The 18487-nt window shown below is 65.5% G+C and carries 20 protein-coding genes; 10 read left to right on the top strand and 10 right to left on the bottom strand.

Annotation, left to right across the window (positions count from 1 at the left end):
• Together K8I04_11755 and phoU are read left to right on the top strand one after the other, a co-directional pair.
• The coding region (locus tag K8I04_11755; GenBank protein MBZ0072385.1) for a hypothetical protein at positions 1–186 on the top strand (186 nt) is incomplete at its 5' end.
• Positions 187–212: 26 nt separating this feature from the next.
• Positions 213–947, top strand: coding sequence for a phosphate signaling complex protein PhoU (gene phoU / locus K8I04_11750; GenBank protein MBZ0072384.1), 735 nt, complete (start codon positions 213–215; stop codon positions 945–947).
• A gap of 27 nt (positions 948–974) precedes the next feature.
• On the opposite strand, the gene modC is transcribed toward phoU, so the two are convergent.
• The 7 genes from modC to K8I04_11715 all read right to left on the bottom strand — a co-directional run bounded on the left by modC (position 975) and on the right by K8I04_11715 (position 7089).
• Positions 975–2048, bottom strand: coding sequence for a molybdenum ABC transporter ATP-binding protein (gene modC, locus K8I04_11745; GenBank protein MBZ0072383.1), 1074 nt, complete (start codon positions 2046–2048; stop codon positions 975–977).
• Positions 2045–2725, bottom strand: coding sequence for a molybdate ABC transporter permease subunit (gene modB, locus K8I04_11740; protein MBZ0072382.1), 681 nt, complete (start codon positions 2723–2725; stop codon positions 2045–2047). The genes modC and modB overlap by 4 nt, the downstream gene beginning before the upstream one ends.
• A 64-nt stretch (positions 2726–2789) precedes the next feature.
• Complete coding sequence (locus K8I04_11735; GenBank protein MBZ0072381.1) at positions 2790–3242, bottom strand: rhodanese-like domain-containing protein; 453 nt, start codon at positions 3240–3242, stop codon at positions 2790–2792.
• Positions 3229–3969, bottom strand: a complete 741-nt coding sequence (gene modA / locus K8I04_11730) for a molybdate ABC transporter substrate-binding protein (GenBank protein MBZ0072380.1) — start codon at positions 3967–3969, stop codon at positions 3229–3231. The genes K8I04_11735 and modA overlap by 14 nt, the downstream gene beginning before the upstream one ends.
• Before the next feature lie 147 nt (positions 3970–4116).
• Positions 4117–5019, bottom strand: a complete 903-nt coding sequence (gene argF / locus K8I04_11725; protein ID MBZ0072379.1) for an ornithine carbamoyltransferase — start codon at positions 5017–5019, stop codon at positions 4117–4119.
• A gap of 4 nt (positions 5020–5023) precedes the next feature.
• The gene (locus K8I04_11720) at positions 5024–6205 is read right to left on the bottom strand and encodes an acetylornithine transaminase (GenBank protein MBZ0072378.1); all 1182 of its coding nucleotides are present in this window, start codon (positions 6203–6205) and stop codon (positions 5024–5026) included.
• 269 nt (positions 6206–6474) lie between these two features.
• On the bottom strand, positions 6475–7089 hold the full coding sequence (locus tag K8I04_11715; protein MBZ0072377.1) for a urate hydroxylase PuuD: 615 nt from the start codon (positions 7087–7089) through the stop codon (positions 6475–6477).
• Positions 7090–7353: 264 nt separating this feature from the next.
• Here K8I04_11715 and K8I04_11710 point away from each other — a divergent pair, with 264 nt between their 5' ends.
• The 7 genes from K8I04_11710 (at position 7354) to K8I04_11680 (ending at position 13801) form a co-directional block, all read left to right on the top strand.
• Positions 7354–7701, top strand: a complete 348-nt coding sequence (locus K8I04_11710; GenBank protein ID MBZ0072376.1) for a BON domain-containing protein — start codon at positions 7354–7356, stop codon at positions 7699–7701.
• 336 nt (positions 7702–8037) lie between these two features.
• Positions 8038–9816 carry an N-acetylglutaminylglutamine amidotransferase gene (locus K8I04_11705; protein ID MBZ0072375.1) on the top strand — a complete coding sequence of 593 codons (1779 nt, stop codon included), beginning with the start codon at positions 8038–8040 and terminating at the stop codon, positions 9814–9816.
• A 395-nt stretch (positions 9817–10211) separates the two neighbouring features.
• Positions 10212–10535 (top strand): Grx4 family monothiol glutaredoxin, encoded by a 324-nt coding sequence (grxD, locus tag K8I04_11700; protein MBZ0072374.1) that lies wholly within the window; start codon positions 10212–10214, stop codon positions 10533–10535.
• A 292-nt stretch (positions 10536–10827) separates the two neighbouring features.
• Positions 10828–11421 carry a cytochrome b/b6 domain-containing protein gene (locus K8I04_11695; protein ID MBZ0072373.1) on the top strand — a complete coding sequence of 198 codons (594 nt, stop codon included), beginning with the start codon at positions 10828–10830 and terminating at the stop codon, positions 11419–11421.
• Positions 11422–11467: 46 nt separating this feature from the next.
• Complete coding sequence (locus tag K8I04_11690) at positions 11468–11773, top strand: PepSY domain-containing protein (GenBank protein MBZ0072372.1); 306 nt, start codon at positions 11468–11470, stop codon at positions 11771–11773.
• 22 nt (positions 11774–11795) lie between these two features.
• Positions 11796–12467 carry a response regulator transcription factor gene (locus tag K8I04_11685; protein ID MBZ0072371.1) on the top strand — a complete coding sequence of 224 codons (672 nt, stop codon included), beginning with the start codon at positions 11796–11798 and terminating at the stop codon, positions 12465–12467.
• A complete protein-coding gene (locus K8I04_11680) occupies positions 12464–13801 on the top strand; it encodes a sensor histidine kinase (protein ID MBZ0072370.1) in 1338 nt (445 codons plus the stop codon). The genes K8I04_11685 and K8I04_11680 overlap by 4 nt, the downstream gene beginning before the upstream one ends.
• A 379-nt stretch (positions 13802–14180) precedes the next feature.
• On the opposite strand, the gene K8I04_11675 is transcribed toward K8I04_11680, so the two are convergent.
• Entirely contained in the window at positions 14181–14735 is a 555-nt protein-coding gene (locus tag K8I04_11675) for a hypothetical protein (GenBank protein MBZ0072369.1), read from the bottom strand.
• 183 nt (positions 14736–14918) lie between these two features.
• Here K8I04_11675 and K8I04_11670 point away from each other — a divergent pair, with 183 nt between their 5' ends.
• Entirely contained in the window at positions 14919–15962 is a 1044-nt protein-coding gene (locus K8I04_11670) for a cytochrome-c peroxidase (GenBank protein MBZ0072368.1), read from the top strand.
• A gap of 412 nt (positions 15963–16374) precedes the next feature.
• Here K8I04_11670 and rnt read toward each other — a convergent pair whose 3' ends face one another.
• Positions 16375–17031 carry a ribonuclease T gene (gene rnt / locus K8I04_11665; protein ID MBZ0072367.1) on the bottom strand — a complete coding sequence of 219 codons (657 nt, stop codon included), beginning with the start codon at positions 17029–17031 and terminating at the stop codon, positions 16375–16377.
• Positions 17032–17386: 355 nt separating this feature from the next.
• Positions 17387–18424: a dihydroorotase gene (gene pyrC, locus K8I04_11660; GenBank protein MBZ0072366.1), complete on the bottom strand. Its 1038-nt coding sequence runs from the start codon at positions 18422–18424 to the stop codon at positions 17387–17389.
• Between the last annotated feature and the right edge of the window lie 63 nt (positions 18425–18487).

Genomic DNA, 18487 nt, shown 5'->3' with positions numbered 1-18487 from the left:
ATCCAGCGCCGAGGCCGGCTCGTCCAGCAGCAGCACCTCGGGTTCGATGGCGATGGCGCGCGCGTATCGGACTACACTGCGTTCATGTACATGGGTGACCTGATCGAATTCGGCGACACCAATACCATCTTCACGAATCCGTCGGAGAAGATGACAGAAGACTACATCACCGGACGCTACGGCTGAGCGCGCCGGCGGGAGAGGGGACGGCAATGGAAAAACCAGGCATCGGACAGCACATCTCGCAGCAGTTCAATGCGGAGCTGGAAGACATCCGCAACCGTGTGCTGACCATGGGCGGCGTGGTCGAGCAGCAGCTCGCAGACGCCATGACCTCCATCGTCGAGGGGGACGAGCGCATGGCCGAGGTGGTCGTCAACAGCGATTACAAGGTCAACGCCATGGAGGTGGCGCTGGACGAGGAATGCAACCGCGTGCTCGCCCGCCGGCAGCCGGCGGCCGGTGATCTGCGGCTCATCGTCGCTGTCATCAAGACCATCACCGATCTGGAACGCATCGGCGACGAGGCGGAACGCATCGCGCGCATGGCCCAGCACGTCGGCAGTGGTGAGGACATGCGGGTGCATCCCGCTCAGATCGGGCACCTCGGCGACCAGGTACGGAAGATGCTCCACAATGCGCTGGACGCCTTCGCACGCATGGACACCGAGCTGGCCGTGCAGGTCTGGCGCGAAGACCTCAAGGTCGACAAGGAGTACGAGGCCATCGTACGTCAGCTCATCACCTTCATGATGGAGGACCCACGCTCCATTCCGCGGGTGCTGGACATCATGTGGGCCGCGCGTTCCCTGGAGCGCATCGGCGACCGCGCCCGCAACATCTGCGAGTACGTTATCTACCTGGTCAAGGGCAAGGACGTGCGCCATACCAGCCTGGAGCACATGGAGGCGCAGGCGCGCGCTGACCACGCCAAATCCAGGGAATGACCGGCCGGTGCCGGTTCCCGGCGCCGCCTAATCCACCAGCGCCACGCTCTTGATGAGTGCGTGCACCTGCGCACCCACTCCGATCCCGAGCTGTTCGCGGGACTTGCGCGTGATCCGCGCCAACAGCGGTGCGCCGCCGGCCTGCAGATGCACCATGATCTGCGCCGGGTCGTGTCCCACGATCGCGGTCACGCGTGCCGGCAGGCAGTTGAGGATGCTGGTGTCGGCCGGTGCCCGCAGGGCCAGGCTGACATCGCGCGCGGCGATGCGCAGCCGCAGCGCCGTGCCGATCGCGAGGCCGCCGACGGCCAGGGCGATGCGCCCGGCGCTGGTGTCGACCCAGGTCAGCCCGAAGCTCTCTTCGACCGCGACCACGTGTCCTTCCAGGATCGCCGCGGCGGCAGCGGCACGGCTGAGCGGCAGATCCGGACGGGTGAGCAACTCCGCCAGCGGACCGCTGGCGCGTACCTTGCCGGCGTCCAGCAGCAGCAGATGGTCGGCCAGCCGGGTGATCTCGTCCTGTGCATGGCTGACGTAGATCACCGGCACGGCGAGTTCACGGTGCAGGCGTTCCAGGTAGGGCAGGATGGCCTGTCGGGCATCCTGGTCGAGTGCGGCGAGCGGCTCGTCGAGCAGCAGCAGATCGGGACTGGTCAGCAGCGCGCGGCCCATCGCCACGCGTTGCGCCTCGCCGCCGGACAGTTGCGGCACGCGGCGCGTCAACAGCGCTGCGAGCCCGAGCCAGTCGATGACCTGTTCGAGCACGATGCGACGCCGCGCGACCGGCGTGCGCGAGCGGCCGTAGTCGAGATTGCCGCGCACATCGAGGTGGGTGAACAGCGCTGCGTCCTGGAACACATAGCCGACGCGGCGGCGGTGCGCGGGCAGGTCAATGCCCGCCGCGCTGTCCAGCCAGCGCGCGCCGTTGATGCCGATGTGGCCCTGGGCGCGCTCCAACCCGCTCAGTCCGCGCAGCAGGCTGGTCTTGCCGCAGCCCGAAGGCCCGAACAGTCCGGTCACGCCGCGCCCCGGCAGGGTCACGTCGACGTTCAGCGTGAACGTGCCGCGACGGAGCGTCAGCTGGATGGTGAATCGGTTCATCGCCCCAGACCGGCGTGCCGTCCGCCGCGCAGCGTATACATGGCCAGCAGCACTGCGAAGGAGAAGCCCAGCAGCAGTGCCGACCACAGGTGCGCGCTGGCGTACTGCAGCGACTCGACCTGGTCGTAGATGGCGATGGACAGCACCTGGGTCGCACCGGGGATGTTGCCACCGATCATCAGCACCACGCCGAACTCGCCGACGGTGTGCGCGAAGCCCAGCGTGACCGCGGCGAGAAACCCGGTCCTGGCCTGCGCCAGCACGATGCTGAGAAAGCGATCGGCCGGACCGGCGCCGAGCGTCGCCGCGGCCTCCAGGGTGCGCGGCGCGATCCCGGCGAAGGCGTTCTGCAGGGGTTGCACCACGAATGGCAGCGAGTAGATCACCGATCCGATCACCAGCCCGGTGAAGCTGAACACGAGCCGCGGCCCGCCCAGCGACTGCACCAGTGCACCGAGTGGACTCTGCGGGCTCAGGGCGACCAGCAGATAGAAGCCCAGCACTGTCGGCGGCAGCACCAGCGGCAGTGCCACCAGGGCCTCGACGACGGGGCGTGCGCGGCAGCGGGTCCGCGCCAGCCACCAGGCCAGCGGCGTCCCGAGCACCAGCAGCACCAGCGTCGTGACCGTCGCGAGGCGCAGGGTCAGGAACAGCGGGGCCAGATCGGGGAGCGGCATGGGCGGGTGTCAGATGGCGGCGTGTCCGAGGGTATATTCGGGGGTATGTCCGGGGCCGCCAGTGTCACGGACTCTGATCCGGTGGCGTCGACAGATTCAGCGTGCGGATGCCATCGGCCACGGAGAAGGTCTTGTCATAGCCCAGATCACGCAGCAGCCGCGCGGCATGCACGCTGCGCCGGCCGGAGTTGCAGACCACCAGCAGGATGCACTCGCGCTGGCGTTGCAATGTGTTCACGCGTTTGACGAACGCCTTGATGTCGATATCGCTGGGTTCTTCCGAGTCGAGGATCTCCTGCTCTTCGTCGCTGAGCGGATCGCCGAAGGCGCGCTTGATACTGAAAAACGGGATATGCAGGCTGTTGGGCAGGGCACCCTTGAACTCCAGCTCGAAGGGTTGCCGGATGTCGATCAGGCAGGCCAGGTCCAGGTGGATCATTTCAGTGGCCGTCGCGGCGCTGATCTCAAGGGGTATCGCATCGTCCGCGGGTGGTTGCTGCTGATTATCTGTCGTCATACGGAACTCCATAGCCGTCTCGCTCGATGATAGTTCGCGCCGCCCCACTTTGCAGGTACTCCAGAAAGAGGCTCGCCGCCTCCGGCACACGGCTGCTGCGCAGCAGCACCGCTGTCTGTTCCAATGCGGGATGCCGATCGGCGGGGATCGTCCAATACTGCGTCTGTGGGATGTTCAGCGCACGCACTTGTGCCAGCGCGACGAAGCCGAGCTCGGCGTTGCCGCTGTGGGTGAACTGGAAGGTCTGGCCGATGTTTTCACCCATCACCAGGCGCGGTTGTAGCATCGTCCATCGCCCCATGCCTTCCAGCACGGCCCGCGCGGCGGCGCCGTAGGGCGCGGTCAGCGGGTTGGCGATGGCGAGATGCGTGAAGTCGCCGCCGTCGAGTCGCGCACGCGGCTCGCCCGCCGGCGCATAGAGCGCCAGGCGCCCGATGGCGTAGATGACCGGCGCCGTGGCCAGACCCTGCGCATGCAGCAGGGCGGGGCGTTCGCGGTCGGCGGCCAGGAAGATATCGAACGGTGCATCGTGCCGGATCTGCGCATAGAGCTTGCCGGTGGAGCCGGAGGACGGGCTGATCACATGCCCGCTCTGCTGCTGAAAATCCGTGGCCAGTGTCTGCAGGGTCGCGGCGAAGTTGGCAGCGACGGCGACCTGCACGGTGTCGGCGACCGCGGGTCCCGCCAGGCCGGTGAGCAAGGCAGTGAGCAGGAAGAGGCGGTGCATGTCTGTATCCTTGTCGGCACGGCGTGCCGGCAGCTGCGGCCGTGGTGCGGTCGTGGTGCGGTCGTGCGTCGGTCTGTCTGTGTGCGGTGGATAGCCCCGGTCTTGGGGATTTTCGGGTTGTCGAGGCGGGCTTGCGTTGCACTGCTGTCAGGTCAGCAGCAGTTCCAGCAGGGCCTTCTGTGCATGCAGGCGGTTCTCCGCTTCATCCCACACCACGCTCTGTGGCCCGTCGATGACCTCGGCTGCGACTTCCTCGCCGCGGTGCGCGGGCAGGCAATGCATGAACAGTGCGTCCTTGGCAGCGAGGCGCATCAGCCGGGCGTCGACCTGGAAGTCGGCGAAGGCCTGTGCACGCGTCCAGTGTTCATCTTCCTGACCCATGCTGGCCCAGACGTCGGTGACCACCAGATCGGCACCGCGGGCGGCGCTGTCCGGATCGGTGAAGATCTCGACCTGATCGCCGCCGCCAGCGACGATATCGGGGTCTGGCGTGTAGCCCTCGGGTGCGGCGATCTGCAGCCGGAACCCGAACAGCCTGGCGGCATTGATATAGGAGTTGCACATATTGTTGCCGTCGCCGATCCAGGCCACGGTGCGTCCACGGATGTCGCCACGGTGCTCGAGGTAGGTCTGCATGTCGGCGAGCAGCTGACAGGGATGGCAGCGGTCGGTCAATGCATTGATGACCGGCACACGCGAATGCTCCGCGAAGCGCTCGAGCTTCTCGTGCTCGTAGGTACGGATCATGATGATATCGACCATGCGCGACAGCACGCGCGCGGTGTCCTCGATGGGCTCGCCGCGGCCGAGCTGGGTGTCGCGCGGCGACAGGAACAGGGCATGACCACCGAGTTGTGCCATACCGGCCTCGAAGGAGACGCGGGTACGCGTCGAGGATTTCTCGAACACCATGCCGAGGATCTTGCCGCGCAGCGGCTGCAGCATCTCGCCGGCCCGGTGGCGGGCCTTCATGTCGATGGCGCGACGCAGCAGGCCCTGCAGTTCGTCCGGCGACAGGTCGAGCAAGGTCAGGAAGTGGCGCACTGGCATCGCCTCACGCCTGCAGCAGGAAGTCACGGACGAGCGTGCTGACCTCGTCGACGATACGGTCGGCCTGCGCGTCGCTGATGATCAGCGGCGGCAGCAGTCGCACCACCTTCCCGGCGGTGACGTTGAGCAACAGGCCGCGCGCGAGTGCCGTCTTCACCAGTCCCCCACAGGGGCGGTCGAGTTCGACGGCGAGCATCAGTCCGAAGCCGCGTACGGCCAGCACGCCGGGGGTGTCGTGCAGGCGCGCCTGCAGACCCGTCTGCAGGCGCTCGCCCAGGGCGGCCGCACGTGCTACCAGGCCGTCTGTCTCGATGGTGCGCAGCACCGCCAGCGCTGCGCTGCAGGCCAGCGGATTGCCGCCGAAGGTGGAGGCGTGATTGCCCGGCTCGAAGACCTCGGCGGCGGCGCCACGCGCCAGGCAGGCGCCGATGGGCACACCGTTGCCCAGGCCCTTGGCCAGCGTCACCACGTCCGGCACGATGTCGGTGTGCTGGTAGGCCAGCCAGCGGCCGGTGCGGCCCATACCAGTCTGCACCTCGTCGAGCATCAGCAGCCAGCCCTGGCGGTCGCAGAAGGCCCGCACCGCCGCGAGATAATCAGTATCGGGCACGCGGATGCCGCCCTCGCCCTGCACCGGTTCCACCAACACGGCGACGACCTTGTCGCTGTTCTCCGCCACCGTCTGCAGTGCCGCCACGTTATTGAAGGGGACGCGGATGAAACCTTTTACCAGTGGCTCGAAGCCGGCCTGCACCTTGCGGTTGCCGGTAGCGGTCAGGGTCGCGAGGGTGCGGCCGTGGAAGCTGCCCTCCATGACGACGATGGCGGGTTCCTTGATGTCGCGGCGGTGACCATAGAGGCGCGCGAGCTTGATGGCGGCCTCGTTGGCCTCGGCACCGGAGTTACAGAAGAACGCGCGCTCCATGCCGGTAACCCGGGCGAGTTCGGCGGACAGTTCCTCCTGCAGGGGGATCTGATAGATGTTGGAGGTGTGCACCAGGCGCGCGGCCTGTGCGCACAGCGCCTCGGTCACGGCCGGGTGGGCGTGGCCCAGGCCGCACACGGCGACGCCGGCCAGCGCATCCAGATATTCCTTGCCGTCGCTGTCCCACAGGGATGCGCCCGCGCCGCGCTCGAAGCGCACCGGGAGGCGGGCATAGGTGGACATCAGGGTCGTGTTCGTCATACGGATCCAAGCCTGCAAAAACGAGAACGGCAGCCCCCAAGGGCCTGTCGGACCTGAGGCTGATCTACTGCGCCGGCGGGAGAGCGGCCCACTACGATCGCCCAGGTCCGACAGGCCCCTGGAGCCGCCGGAAAGAGCCGATTCTATCCAGGCGTCGGTCGCCGCGCAAATCTGCCCGACCCGCGCCGGGTAAAAGCAAAAAGCCCGGCGCGGGGCCGGGCTTCATTGCGCCTGCGCGGGTTACCCCGCGCAGGCTATCCAGACAGCCGTCAGAATGGCATGCCGTGCATGTGGCCGGTCATGCCGAGGAGCATCGGGATCGACAGCAGAGTGTTGGTCCGCGAGGCCATCAGCGCCACCACCTTGGCCTTGCCGATCTCCTCGGCGCTGGCCTGGACGATGCCGAGGATCTTCTTCTGGTTCGGCCAGATCAGCACCCAGACGTTGAACAGCATGATGGTACCCAGCCAGGCGCCCATGCCGATGAGCTCGAAGTTGTCAGCGAAGGTGAAGGCGGCGACGATGCCGGAGCCTGCGCCGGCCATGCTTTTGGCCATGTATTCCAGTGCCATTGCACCGGTGATCCAGGTCGCCAGGGCACCCCAGCGGAACCACAGCAGGGCGCGCGGGGCGACGTACTTGTTGATGGCCGCGGCGCCGGGGCCACCGCTGCCGGCCTCGGCCAGGGCCTGGCCGACGGCCGGCACCTGCACGAAGTTGAAGTAGTAGAGCAGGCCGATCCAGGTGATGCCGGCGAGCACGTGCATCCATACCCAGAACTCCCAGGGGTTGAAGGCGCCGCCCGGGCCGAGTACGAAGACGAGAATCACGGCCAGCACGAAACCGGAGATAATGGTGCCGGGAATGGACTTGAGCGGGTTCATGGAGTCGGTCCTCTGCAGCAGAAAGGGTGTTGGAAAAACGCTTGTATTCGCGTGGTTTAGTCAATATCTAGCTGTTTTTCTTGAGGAGCGGGAGAATAGGCCAGGCGTTCAAACATTGCAATATGTCAATATCCGGGATGCGCGCCGCGCGCCCTGCGGTGTTGTGGGCCAGGCCTTGATTGGCCGCGGGTCAGGCGCTGGCGGGCGGCCGCACACGCCCGCATAATGCGCCCAGCAAAAATGTCATGGAGGGAGTGGAACATTATGAAACGATTCGTTCAGGCAGTGCTGATCGCTGCCAGCGTGTGGCTGCTCGCCGGGTGTGCGGCGGCGGTGGTGGGCGGCGCGGCGGCCGGCGGCTACTATGTCGGCAAGGACGAACGCAGCGTCGGCGAGATCAGTTCCGACACCACCATCACCTCGACCATCAACACCCGCTACGTGCAGGACAAGCAGGTCAGCGCGCTCGCCATCAACGTCGACACCTACCGTGGCGTGGTGACGCTCTACGGCAAGGTCTCGAGCCAGGCGGTCGCACAGCGGGCGGTGGAGATCGCACGCAACGTCAAGGGCGTGAAACAGGTGGTCTCCAAGCTCACCGTGGGTGGGTGAGGAGTGAGGCGTGAGGCGTGAAAAGAAAGGATTTCGGCCACGGAAACACACGGAAAACACGGAAAGAATGCTTATGGCAAAATCCCGGGTAGGGTGCGTCGGCGTCAGCGACGCACCGCGGTGCGGGGTTTTGGTGCGTCAGGCTGCGCCTCGACGCACCCTACGGCCAATCGTTTGTAAGACACCGGGAGGCGGCTCTTTCGAACTGCTGCAAAGGCGACGCCGTCCTGTCCGGATTTTTCAGCACAAGATTCTTTCCGTGTGTTTCCGTGTGGTTCCGTGGCCATTATCGGATTTCACGCCTCACGCCTCACGCCTCACTCCTCACTGACACCCATGTGCGGTATCTGCGGTGAATTGCGCTTCGATGGCCGGTCGCCCGATCCGGGGGTGCTGGCGCGCATGACCGCGCGCCTGGCGCGGCGCGGTCCCGATCACGAGGGCAGTTTCACGGCCGGGCCGCTGGCCTTCGGGCACCGGCGGCTGGCGGTGATCGATCTGTCGTCGCACTCCAACCAACCGTTGGTCGACCAGAAACTCGATCTCGCGCTGGTGTTCAACGGCACCATCTACAACTATCCGGAGCTGCGCGAGGAACTGCGCGCACGTGGGCACCAGTTCTCCTCCAGCGGCGACACCGAGGTCATCCTCAAGGCCTATGCCGAATGGGGCGAGCGCTGCGTCGACCGCCTGCACGGGATGTTCGCCTTCGCGATCTGGGACGGTGAGCGCCAACGCCTGTTCCTGGCGCGCGACCGTTTCGGTATCAAACCGCTGTACTACAATCACGCACGCGGCCGGTTCCGCTTCGCCTCCAGCAGCCAGGCATTGTTGGTCGCCGGCGACGTGAACACCGGCATCGACCCGGTGGCGCTGCATCACCAGTTCACTCTGCATGCGGTGATCCCCGCGCCGCGCACCATCCTGCGTGGCATCCGCAAGCTCGCGCCCGGGCACACCCTGACCGTCGAGGTCGACGGCCGCCGCACCCTGCGCCGCTACTGGCGGCTGCAGGCGACCCGCCCCGGGCACGCGCTGAGCGAAGGCGAATGGACCGAGGCGATCCACGCCGCGCTGCGCGAGGCGGTGCGCAAGCGCATCCAGATCGCCGACGTGCCGGTCGGTGTACTCTTGTCGGGCGGGCTGGATTCCAGTCTGCTGGTGGCGCTGCTCGCCGAGGCCGGCGTCAAGGATCTGCTGACCTTTTCGGTGGGTTTCGAGGACCATCCGGAGGAGAAGGGCAGCGAATTCGAGTATTCCGATCAGGTCGTCGCGCGCTATGCGACGCGCCATCACAAATACCATATCCCCAACGACGAAGTGCTCAAGCGTCTGCCCGAGGCGGTGGACAATATGGCCGAGCCGATGTTCGCCCAGGACGCGGTCGCCTTTTACCTGCTGTCCGAGCAGGTGTCGAAGTCGGTGAAGGTGGTGCAGAGCGGCCAGGGCGCCGATGAGGTGTTCGGCGGCTATTTCTGGTATCCGCGCATGGTGGCGGAGACCGGCAGCGACCTCGACCGCTTCCGTGTGCATTACTTCGACCGTGACCACGCCGAGTTCGCGGATATGATCGAACCCGGGCTGCAGGGTCCGGACTACACCGCCGCCGCCGTTGCCGCCCGCCTGGCTGAGCCGGATGCCGACGACTACATCGACCGTGTGCTGCGCCTGGACGTCACCACGCTGGTCGTCGACGACCCGGTCAAGCGCGTGGATAACATGACCATGGCCTGGGGCCTGGAGGCGCGCGTGCCCTTTCTCGATCATCAACTGGTCGAACTGGCCGCGCGCATGCCGCCCGAGTACAAGCTCGGCTCCGGGGGCAAACATGTGCTCAAGCGCATTGCCCGCGGCATCGTCCCGGATGCGGTGATCGACCGGCCCAAGGGTTATTTCCCGGTACCTGCACTCAAATATGTACGCGGTGAGTTCCTCGACTTCATGCACGACATCCTGGATTCCACCGCCTGCCGCCAGCGCGGAATTTATCAACGCCGCTACGTCGAACGCCTGCTGGCCGACCCCGAAGGCCAGCACACCCGTATCCTGGGTAGCAAGCTCTGGCACCTGGCGCTGCTGGAGTACTGGCTGCAGCGCAATGTGGATGGGGAGTGAGGCGTGAGGCGTGAGGAGTGAGACGTAAAAGACAAAACCCTTGTTGGCCACGGAAGCACACGGAAATACACGGAAAATTAAGAAGATTAAAGCCCAGATAGCTATCGCGCGGCCTGATCATTGGGTTTTTGCAATCGTCTTTTTCCGTGTTCTTCCGTGTTCTTCCGTGTTCTTCCGTGTGCTTCCGTGTGCTTCCGTGTGCTTCCGTGGCCATGAGGGGGTTTCCACTCCTCACACCTCACACCTCACACCTCACGCCTCACGCCTCACGCCTCACTCTCCATTCTCCACTCCCCCACAGCCGCTGGACTTTATTCCCGCTGTCCCGGGCAGTAGACTGGGCATCATTTTCTCAGGCCGCGCGGCGGCGACGTGACAGACGAGGGGTAGCGAATATGGACGTGATGGACAGGATCAAAGAGGCGGTCGAGGGTAATTCGGTGGTGATCTTCATGAAGGGTACCCCGCAGATGCCGCAGTGCGGCTTCTCCAGCCGTGCCTCCCAGGCACTGACGGCCTGTGGCGAGGAGTTCGCCTATGTAAACGTGCTGGCGGATCCGGAGGTGTTCCAGAACCTGCCCCGTTACGCCAACTGGCCGACCTTCCCGCAGATCTACATCAACGGCGAGCTGATCGGCGGCTGCGACATCACCATCGATCTGCTGCAGAAGGGTGAGCTGCAGAAGATGGTCAAGGACGCCGTCGCCAAGACCGCCTAGCGGTACGCCCGGGCCCCTGCCCGGGTCGTCCGATCCCAGAACCCCGCCGCGGGCAGCCCGCGGCGGGGTTTTTTATTTTGCGAGAGGGGGCCTCCCGCCCTTTTGTGTCCCCATGTTTCAGATTGATTTCAGCTTCGCGGTATAGCCTGGGCCCCACTAGAGAAGACCGGCCAGGCCGGCCAGCGGGAAGGCAAGCCACACCGGAAAGGAGCACAGGCATGAGACACAGAACCCTTAGCGTCGCCCTGGCGGGCGCCGCGGTGGCCTTGAAACCGGATAGGGCGCGGCCGACATGACGGGAGGCCCTCTGCTAAGCGCGACTGCGAACCAAGTGAAGGTCTGGGACCCGCTGGTGCGGGTGTTCCACTGGACGCTGGTGAGCGCCTTCTTCACGGCCTACCTCACGGGGGACGGCGAGGGCTGGCTGGACATCCATACCTTTGCCGGCTACACCGTGCTGGGGCTGGTGCTGGTACGCTTGCTGTGGGGCTTCGTCGGCACCCGGCATGCACGCTTCACCGACTTCGTGCGCGGTCCGGGCACGGTCTTCGGCTATCTGCGCGAGGTGGTTGCCCTGCATCCACGCCGCTACCTCGGGCACAACCCGGCAGGCGGGCTGATGGTCGTGTTATTGCTCGTCAGCCTGCTGGCGACCACCGTCTTCGGCATGGCCGTCTACGCCACCGAGGAGCACGCCGGGCCGCTGGTCGGTTGGCTGGGCGGCGTAGGCGGCTTCTGGAAAGAGGCATTCGAGGAGTTGCACGAGTTCTTCGCCAACCTGACGCTGTTCATGGTGGTGGTGCATGTGGCGGGCGTGCTGGTCGAGAGTCTGCTGCACGGCGAGAACCTGGTGCGCGCCATGCTCACCGGACGCAAGCGCGCCTGAACCACCGCACAGGACCAACCCGCTGTGGCGGAATGGAGAGATGAGTATGAAAAATTCTGCATGGATCGGCCTGCTTGCGCTGGGTGGTTCCCTGTTGTTTGCCACCGGCTTTGCCAGTGAACAGGATCGTGCCCGCGCACTGGCTGGTTCCGGGGCCATCGTTCCCCTGGAAGATATCCTCGTGCATACGCGCCAACGCTATCCGACGGCGCGTATCCTGGAAGTCGAGCTGGAGTCCAAGCGTGGTGCGTATTATTACGAGATCGAACTGCTCGACGCGGAGGGTGTGGTGTACGAGCTGAAGTATGATGCGGCGACCGGCGAACTGCTGGAAGAAGACGTGGACGACTAAGGGCCTTCTGGATGGACATGGCGTGCGGGTACTGATTGTAGAAGACGATACTGCGCTCGGCGGCGGCCTGAAGGCGGACCTGGAACGCCGTGGCTTTGCGGTCGACTGGCAGGACAATGGCGTCGACGGCCAGTTCATGGGCGAGCAGGAACCCTACGACGCCATCGTGCTCGACCTGGGACTGCCGCGCCGCAGCGGGCTCGAGGTGCTGCGCAACTGGCGTGCCGCCGGCGTGGTCACGCCGGTGCTGATCCTCACGGCGCGCGACGCCTGGCACGAGAAGGTCGAAGGTTTCCAGGCCGGCGCCGACGATTATCTCGGCAAGCCGTTTCATGTCGAGGAGCTGGGCGCGCGCCTGCAGGCGCTCATCCGCCGCGCCTCGGGCATCGCCCAAGCGGATATCCATGGCGGCGGGCTGGTGCTGGACGAGGCGCGCCAGCGGGTGCGCGCGCCGGACGGTAAGGATATCGAACTCACCGGCACCGAATTCCGCCTGCTGCGTTATTTCATGCTGCACGCCGGCCAGATTCTGTCCAAGACCCAGTTGGCCGAGCATGTCTACGACTATGATTCCGACAAGGACAGCAATGTGATCGAGGTGTACGTGCGACGGCTGCGGCAGAAGCTCGGCGACGACCTGATCGAGACGCGCCGCGGTCAGGGCTACGTATTCACGACCTCCGCCGCACCATGATCTCTATCCAGCGTCGCCTGGGCGCCAGCCTGACGCTCATCATGATCGGGGTGTTCCTCATCCTCGGCATCGGCATGAGCCTGTCCTTCCGCACGCTCATGGAAGGCTACATGCTGTCGCGGCTGGAGCACGATGCCGAGAGCCTGTTGGGCGCGCTGCTGCTGCCGCCGGAGGCACCCGACATCGAACTGCGTGCGCAGCGCATGAGTTCGGTCTACCAGCAGCCGTTTTCCGGCCATTACTACCTGATCTCCAGCGACGGTCGGACCTGGCGTTCACGTTCGCTCTGGGACCAGACCCTGGAGCTCCCGGCCACCGCGGTCGGTGCGTCCGCACAGCAGCGTATGCTCGGACCGGAGGATCAGCCACTGCTGGTGTACATGGCCGGTTTCCGCAAGGACGGTCATGACTTCAGCATCGCCGTCGCCGAGGATCTCAGTCCCATCCAGGCCGGGGTGCGAAAATTCCAGCTGCGCTATGGCCTGTTCGGCGCGCTGACGCTGGCGCTGCTGCTGGTGTCGCAGCGGCAGATCCTCAAGCTGGGGCTGGTACCGTTGCGCCGCGCACGCGCGGAGATCGCCGAGCTGGAGCGTGGCGAGCGCCAGCAGCTCAGCGAGACCGTGCCCGAAGAGATCCTGCCGGTGGTGCGCCAGGTCAATGCCCTGGTGACCACCCAGCGGCAACGGCTGACCCGCTCCCGCAATGCCATGGGGAATCTCGCCCATGCACTCAAGACCCCGCTGACGCTGCTCGGCCAGATCGCCGACCGTGATGACGCCTTCTGCGCTACGACGGACGCCGCCCGGGCGCGCGAGCAGGTGGCGACCCTGCACCAGCTGCTGGCGCGTGAACTCAAGCGCGCCCGCCTGGCCGGGGCGGCGACCACGGGCACGCGCCTGGATCTGCGCACCGAACTGGAGGCGCTGGTCGCCGTACTGCGGCAGCTCTATCGCGAGCGCGATCTGCGGCTGGAACTGGACCTGCCCACGCCACTGCCGCTGGCCGCCGACCGTGAAGACATGCACGAGCTGTTCGGCAATCTGCTCGACAACGCCTGCAAATGGGCACGCTCACAGGTGCGCGTACGCCAGGTGCCTTCCGCCACAGGCCTCGTCATCCGGGTAGAGGACAATGGCCCGGGTCGCAACCCGGATGAGCTGGCCGACCTCGCCCGGCGCGGTGTACGCATCGACGAGGGCACCGTCCCCGGCCACGGCCTGGGGCTCGCCATCGCCCAGGACATCGTGCGGCACTACGGCGGCCGGCTGCACCTGGGCCGCTCGGCAGACCTGGGCGGCTTCCTGGCGGAGGTGGAGTTGGGGCGTGAGGCGTGAGGAGTGAGGAGTGAGGAGTGAGGAGTGAGGAGTGAGGAGTGAGGCAAAAAAGGATCTTAGCCACGGAATCCACGGAACAACACGGAAAAATTATTGGGGAAAACCCACACAAACCAAGGCCTCGGATGGTCAGCCTGAAGCGGCTGTGTCATCTGGGTGTCATTCAGCACGAACAGAAAAATCATTGTGGCGAAAACAGCGATCGGATCTGGAAGTGTTCTGCAACCGACACTGTTTCTGATCTCCGGTCACCCGAGCCGGGTACAATGCCCACACGTCTTTGGCAATAAATTTTTCCGTGTTGTTCCGTGGATTCCGTGGCTAAAAAAGGGTTTATCTTTTACTCCTCACGCCTCACGCCTCACGCCTCACTCGAACATCAGTGCCCCTCGAGTTTGCCGAGTTCGTGCAGGATGGCGAGGGTCAGTTTCTGGCCGGCGTCGCCCATGCCCTGGCAGAGTTTGTCGGCGTCGCGTTCGCCGGTGACCAGGGGGCGGATGCAGCCGGCGAGGCGCGCCATGTCGCCGCCGGCCTGCAGCATCTGGGTGGCCATGGTGGCGATCGTCTGCAGTGCCTCGAGGTTGCCGGAACGCGCCGCATGGATCAGGCTGGCCAGTCCGGGTGCGGCGGCGTTGGCATCGATGTCGGCGGACAGGTCGGGGAGGGTGGCGGGGTTCTGGATACCGCGTAGCATCGACTCGACGATGGTGAGATCCTCCTCGTCGAGATGGCGGAAGGCGCCGGGCTCGCGCTGGCCCGCCAGGATCTTGCGGACGGCGGCGACCAGGGCGGACCAGCCGTTGCTTTCCGCCTGACGCAGGATCTCGTCCAGGTCGGGCACGGCCGCGCGGTTCTGGCAGGCGATGACCACGCGATGAATGAGGCCGGCATGGGCCTGCAGGATTTGTTCGGATTTTTCCGGCAATCGGGACATGGTGGCGGGTTCGCTCGTGGGGCGGACCGGGGTGGCGTCTGGAGTGTAGCGGATGCACCGGCCCGTCGGAACCATGCAAGGCTTGATTGATTAATTCTATCTAATATAGACTTGATCTAAATTGCTGTTGTCCCGGCATGGTTATGTGCCGGCAAACAAACCATCCTTCGAGGAGACACGCATATGAAGATATTTCCGACCACTGCAGTGGCCCTGGCCCTCGCCGGCGCCACATCGCTTGCCACCGCAGCCGACTGGCAGGCGCTTCCGGACAAGGCCCCGGAGCCCGCTGACAACCCGACCACGCCGGCCAAGGTCGAACTGGGCAAGCTGTTGTTCATGGACCCGCGGCTCTCGGCGACCGGTACCGTGTCCTGCAACAGCTGCCACAATGTCATGCTCGGCGGCGATGACAACCGCAACTTTTCCATGGGCGTGCACGGCCAGATGGGCGGGCGCAGCGCACCGACGGTGTGGAACTCGGCCTTCTCCTCGGTGCAGTTCTGGGACGGCCGCGAGCCCAGCCTGGAAGAGCAGGCCAAGGGCCCGATCGCCAATCCCGTCGAGATGGGCATGAAGGGCGTCGACGTCGCCGTGAGCCGTGTGCGCCGCATCCCGGGTTACGCGCCCTATTTCGAGGCCGCCTTCGGTTCGGATACCGTGACGGTCTCGAATGTCGCCAAGGCGATCGCCGCCTATGAGCGCACGCTGATCACGCCGAACAGCCCCTATGACCGCTACGTCAAGGGCGATAAGAAGGCCATGACCGAGCAGCAGGTGCGCGGCATGAACACCTTCGCCGAGGTCGGCTGCACCGCCTGCCACTCGGGTCCGGCCTTCAACGGCCCGACACTGCCGGAGGGCACGGGCTTCTTCATGAAATTCCCGACCTTCGCGGACAACGACTATGTGAAGAAGTACGACCTCCTGCAGGATCTGGGTCGCCACGACGTCACCAAGGCCGACGCCGACAAGCACCTGTTCAAGGTGCCGACGCTGCGCAACATCGCCCTGACGGCCCCGTACTTTCACAACGGGTCGGTGTTGACGTTGGACGAGGCGGTCAAGGTGATGGCCAAGACCCAGCTCGGCAAGGATCTGAACGAACCGCAGACGACCGACATCGTGGCCTTCCTGGGTGCGCTGACGGGCGAGTTCCCGGTGCAGACCCTGCCTCAGCTGCCGCCGACCGAAGGCTGGGCGTTCGAGTACGCGGCCGACCACTAAGCCGCCACCCGCAACGGGGACACGCCGGCCGCCTCCGCACACCGCGGGGCGGCCGTATTTATTTGGGTCAGGCGCGCTCGCCGCACTCCACAAGACAACATGGCCACGGAACCACACGGAATGTAAACCCCGCCGCAGCCCCGCCTTCCGTGTATTTCCGTGTGCTTCCGTGGCCATACACCTTCGGCGCGTGCGTCGAAACGCGGCCTGGCGCATTCGGTGGGTCAGCGTGTAGGGTGCGTCGGCGCCAGCGACGCACCGTGGCATGGAGCCCGCCCCGTGAGACAAGCGGCCACGGAGACACACGTAACGAAAACCTGTCGCATCCCCGCCTTCCGTGTATTTCCGTGTGCTTCCGTGGCCATACGCCTTCGGCGTGTGCGTCGAAACGCGGCCTGGTGTACTCGGCGGGTCAGTCGTTGGCTTCCCGCAACTCCCGCCACTGATTCACGATTGCGCAGAACAGGTCGGCGGTGCGTTCGGCATCGTAGATTGCCGAATGTGCGGATTTCTCGTCCCACTCGAAGCCGGCCGCCTGCACCGCGCGCGCCAGTACTGTCTGGCCGTACGCGAGGCCACCGAGGGTGGCGGTGTCGAAGGTGCTGAACAGGTGGAAGGGATTGCGTTTGATACCGGTACGCAGTGCGGCGGCCTTGACGAAGGCCAGATCGAACGACGGGTTGTGCCCGACCAGGATGGCACGGCTGCACTGGTTCTCCCTCACCAGCCGGCGCAAGGGTACGAAGACCTTCTCCAGGGCCTCGCGTTCCGGCACGGCGAAGCGGAAGGGGTGGTAGGGATCGATACCGGTGAAGGCCAGTGCCTTGGGATCGAGCCGCGCGCCCGGAAAGGGTTCGACATGGCAGGCGTGGGTCTCGAGGCGTGACAGCACGCCTTGGTCGTCCATCTGCAGCGTAACGGCCGCGATCTCCAGGAGGGCATCGGTCTTGGCATTGAAACCGGCGGTCTCGACATCGACCACGACCGGCAGGAAACCGCGGAAACGTTCCCCCAACCGGGTCACGGGACGTGCGGCGGGTTGGGTTGGTTGTTCATTGGAATCGTGCATCAGGGCAGGATACCGGATCGGGACCAGGCTGGCGACGACAACCCCGTAGCTGCTGTCCGCCGCGGCAATTACGCGTAGGGTGCGGCGGCGCAGCGACGCACCGTGGCGGTACCTCCGGTACGTCAGGCGCCGCCCCGACGCACCCACCAAAGACCGATAGCCACGGAAACACACGGAAGTACACGGACCGCAAAACCCGTCATGGCGCCACCGTTCGCGTCTTTCCGTGCGCGGCCGTGTGCGCCCGTGTGCGTCCGGGGCCGATGGACAGGGTATGCGCCGGATCCGCAAGCTGCACTGGCGTACCTTACGACGACGATTCACAGCGCTGTCAGGGTGTGTTGCGCCAGACAGGTTACGGACGCAGCCTCCAGCGCAGGCGCTCGCCGGCATACAGCGGTACGAGCTCGGCAGCGCCGAGCGCGTAGCTCACCGGCACCTCCCAATCCTCTCTGACGAGCGTCACTGTGCCGGTATTGCGCGGCAGTCCGTAGAAGTCCGCACCGAAGAAGCTTGCGAAGCCTTCCAGTCTGTCCAGCGCACCGGCATCCTCGAAGGCCTGGGCGTAGAGTTCCAGCGCCGCGTGTGCCGTGTACATGCCGGCACAGCCGCAGGCGTTCTCCTTGGTGCCGCGCGCATGCGGTGCACTGTCGGTACCGAGGAAGAATTTCGGCTCGCCCCCGGTCGCCGCCGTAAGCAGTGCCTGCCGGTGACGCTCACGCTTGAGCACCGGCAGGCAGTAATGATGCGGCCGGATACCGCCCTGGAACATGGCGTTGCGGTTCATCAGCAGGTGATGCACCGTGAGCGTGCCGGCGACGTTGGCCGGTGCCGCGCGCACGAAATCGATACCGTCGGCGGTGGTGATGTGCTCCAACACGACCTTGAGCGTGGGGATGCGCGCGATCAGTGGTGCCAGCTGCCGTTCGATGAACACCGCCTCGCGGTCGAAGATGTCGACGTCGGTATCGGTGACCTCGCCATGCACCAGCAACGGCAGACCGACCTCGGCCATCGCCTCCAGCGTGGCCTGACAGGTGAGCAGATCTGTCACGCCCGCATCCGAATGCGTCGTCGCGCCGGCCGGGTAGAGCTTCACCGCGTACACCTGCCCGCTGGCCCTGGCCGCGCGGATCTCCTCGGGCCGGGTGTCGTCCGTCAGGTACAGCGTCATCAGCGGTGCGAAGGACGTGTCCATCGGCAGCGCCGCCAGGATACGCTCGCGATAGGCCAGCGCCCGCGCCGTGGTCGTCACCGGCGGCTGCAGGTTCGGCATGACGATGGCACGCCCGAACTGCGCCGCGGTGTGCGGCACGACGCTCGCCAGGGCGGCACCGTCGCGCAGGTGCAGGTGCCAGTCGTCGGGGCGGGTGATTGTGAGGGTGGTGGTCATGGTGTGGTGGATTCGCTTGGTGTCAGGTGGAGGATTATACGTGGGTGGCTGTCGGTGAGGGGG

This window comes from Gammaproteobacteria bacterium, from assembly GCA_019911805.1.
In the GTDB taxonomy this organism is placed as follows: Bacteria; Pseudomonadota; Gammaproteobacteria; order Thiohalobacterales; family Thiohalobacteraceae; genus JAHJQQ01.
This window is presented reverse-complemented; position numbering and strand designations above follow the sequence as displayed.

What these genes read in the sequence shown, in the direction of transcription:
- argF (MBZ0072379.1), bottom strand. Translation starts at nt 5,019, where the DNA reads ATGCCAGTGCGCCACTTCCTGACCTTGCTCGACCTGTCGCCGGACGAA.
- phoU (MBZ0072384.1), top strand. Translation starts at nt 213, where the DNA reads ATGGAAAAACCAGGCATCGGACAGCACATCTCGCAGCAGTTCAATGCG.
- K8I04_11720 (MBZ0072378.1), bottom strand. Translation starts at nt 6,205, where the DNA reads ATGACGAACACGACCCTGATGTCCACCTATGCCCGCCTCCCGGTGCGC.
- K8I04_11690 (MBZ0072372.1), top strand. Translation starts at nt 11,468, where the DNA reads ATGAAAAATTCTGCATGGATCGGCCTGCTTGCGCTGGGTGGTTCCCTG.
- K8I04_11710 (MBZ0072376.1), top strand. Translation starts at nt 7,354, where the DNA reads ATGAAACGATTCGTTCAGGCAGTGCTGATCGCTGCCAGCGTGTGGCTG.
- modC (MBZ0072383.1), bottom strand. Translation starts at nt 2,048, where the DNA reads ATGAACCGATTCACCATCCAGCTGACGCTCCGTCGCGGCACGTTCACG.
- modB (MBZ0072382.1), bottom strand. Translation starts at nt 2,725, where the DNA reads ATGCCGCTCCCCGATCTGGCCCCGCTGTTCCTGACCCTGCGCCTCGCG.
- pyrC (MBZ0072366.1), bottom strand. Translation starts at nt 18,424, where the DNA reads ATGACCACCACCCTCACAATCACCCGCCCCGACGACTGGCACCTGCAC.
- K8I04_11715 (MBZ0072377.1), bottom strand. Translation starts at nt 7,089, where the DNA reads ATGAACCCGCTCAAGTCCATTCCCGGCACCATTATCTCCGGTTTCGTG.
- rnt (MBZ0072367.1), bottom strand. Translation starts at nt 17,031, where the DNA reads ATGCACGATTCCAATGAACAACCAACCCAACCCGCCGCACGTCCCGTG.
- K8I04_11735 (MBZ0072381.1), bottom strand. Translation starts at nt 3,242, where the DNA reads ATGACGACAGATAATCAGCAGCAACCACCCGCGGACGATGCGATACCC.
- K8I04_11705 (MBZ0072375.1), top strand. Translation starts at nt 8,038, where the DNA reads ATGTGCGGTATCTGCGGTGAATTGCGCTTCGATGGCCGGTCGCCCGAT.
- K8I04_11695 (MBZ0072373.1), top strand. Translation starts at nt 10,828, where the DNA reads ATGACGGGAGGCCCTCTGCTAAGCGCGACTGCGAACCAAGTGAAGGTC.
- K8I04_11670 (MBZ0072368.1), top strand. Translation starts at nt 14,919, where the DNA reads ATGAAGATATTTCCGACCACTGCAGTGGCCCTGGCCCTCGCCGGCGCC.
- K8I04_11675 (MBZ0072369.1), bottom strand. Translation starts at nt 14,735, where the DNA reads ATGTCCCGATTGCCGGAAAAATCCGAACAAATCCTGCAGGCCCATGCC.
- modA (MBZ0072380.1), bottom strand. Translation starts at nt 3,969, where the DNA reads ATGCACCGCCTCTTCCTGCTCACTGCCTTGCTCACCGGCCTGGCGGGA.
- K8I04_11680 (MBZ0072370.1), top strand. Translation starts at nt 12,464, where the DNA reads ATGATCTCTATCCAGCGTCGCCTGGGCGCCAGCCTGACGCTCATCATG.
- grxD (MBZ0072374.1), top strand. Translation starts at nt 10,212, where the DNA reads ATGGACGTGATGGACAGGATCAAAGAGGCGGTCGAGGGTAATTCGGTG.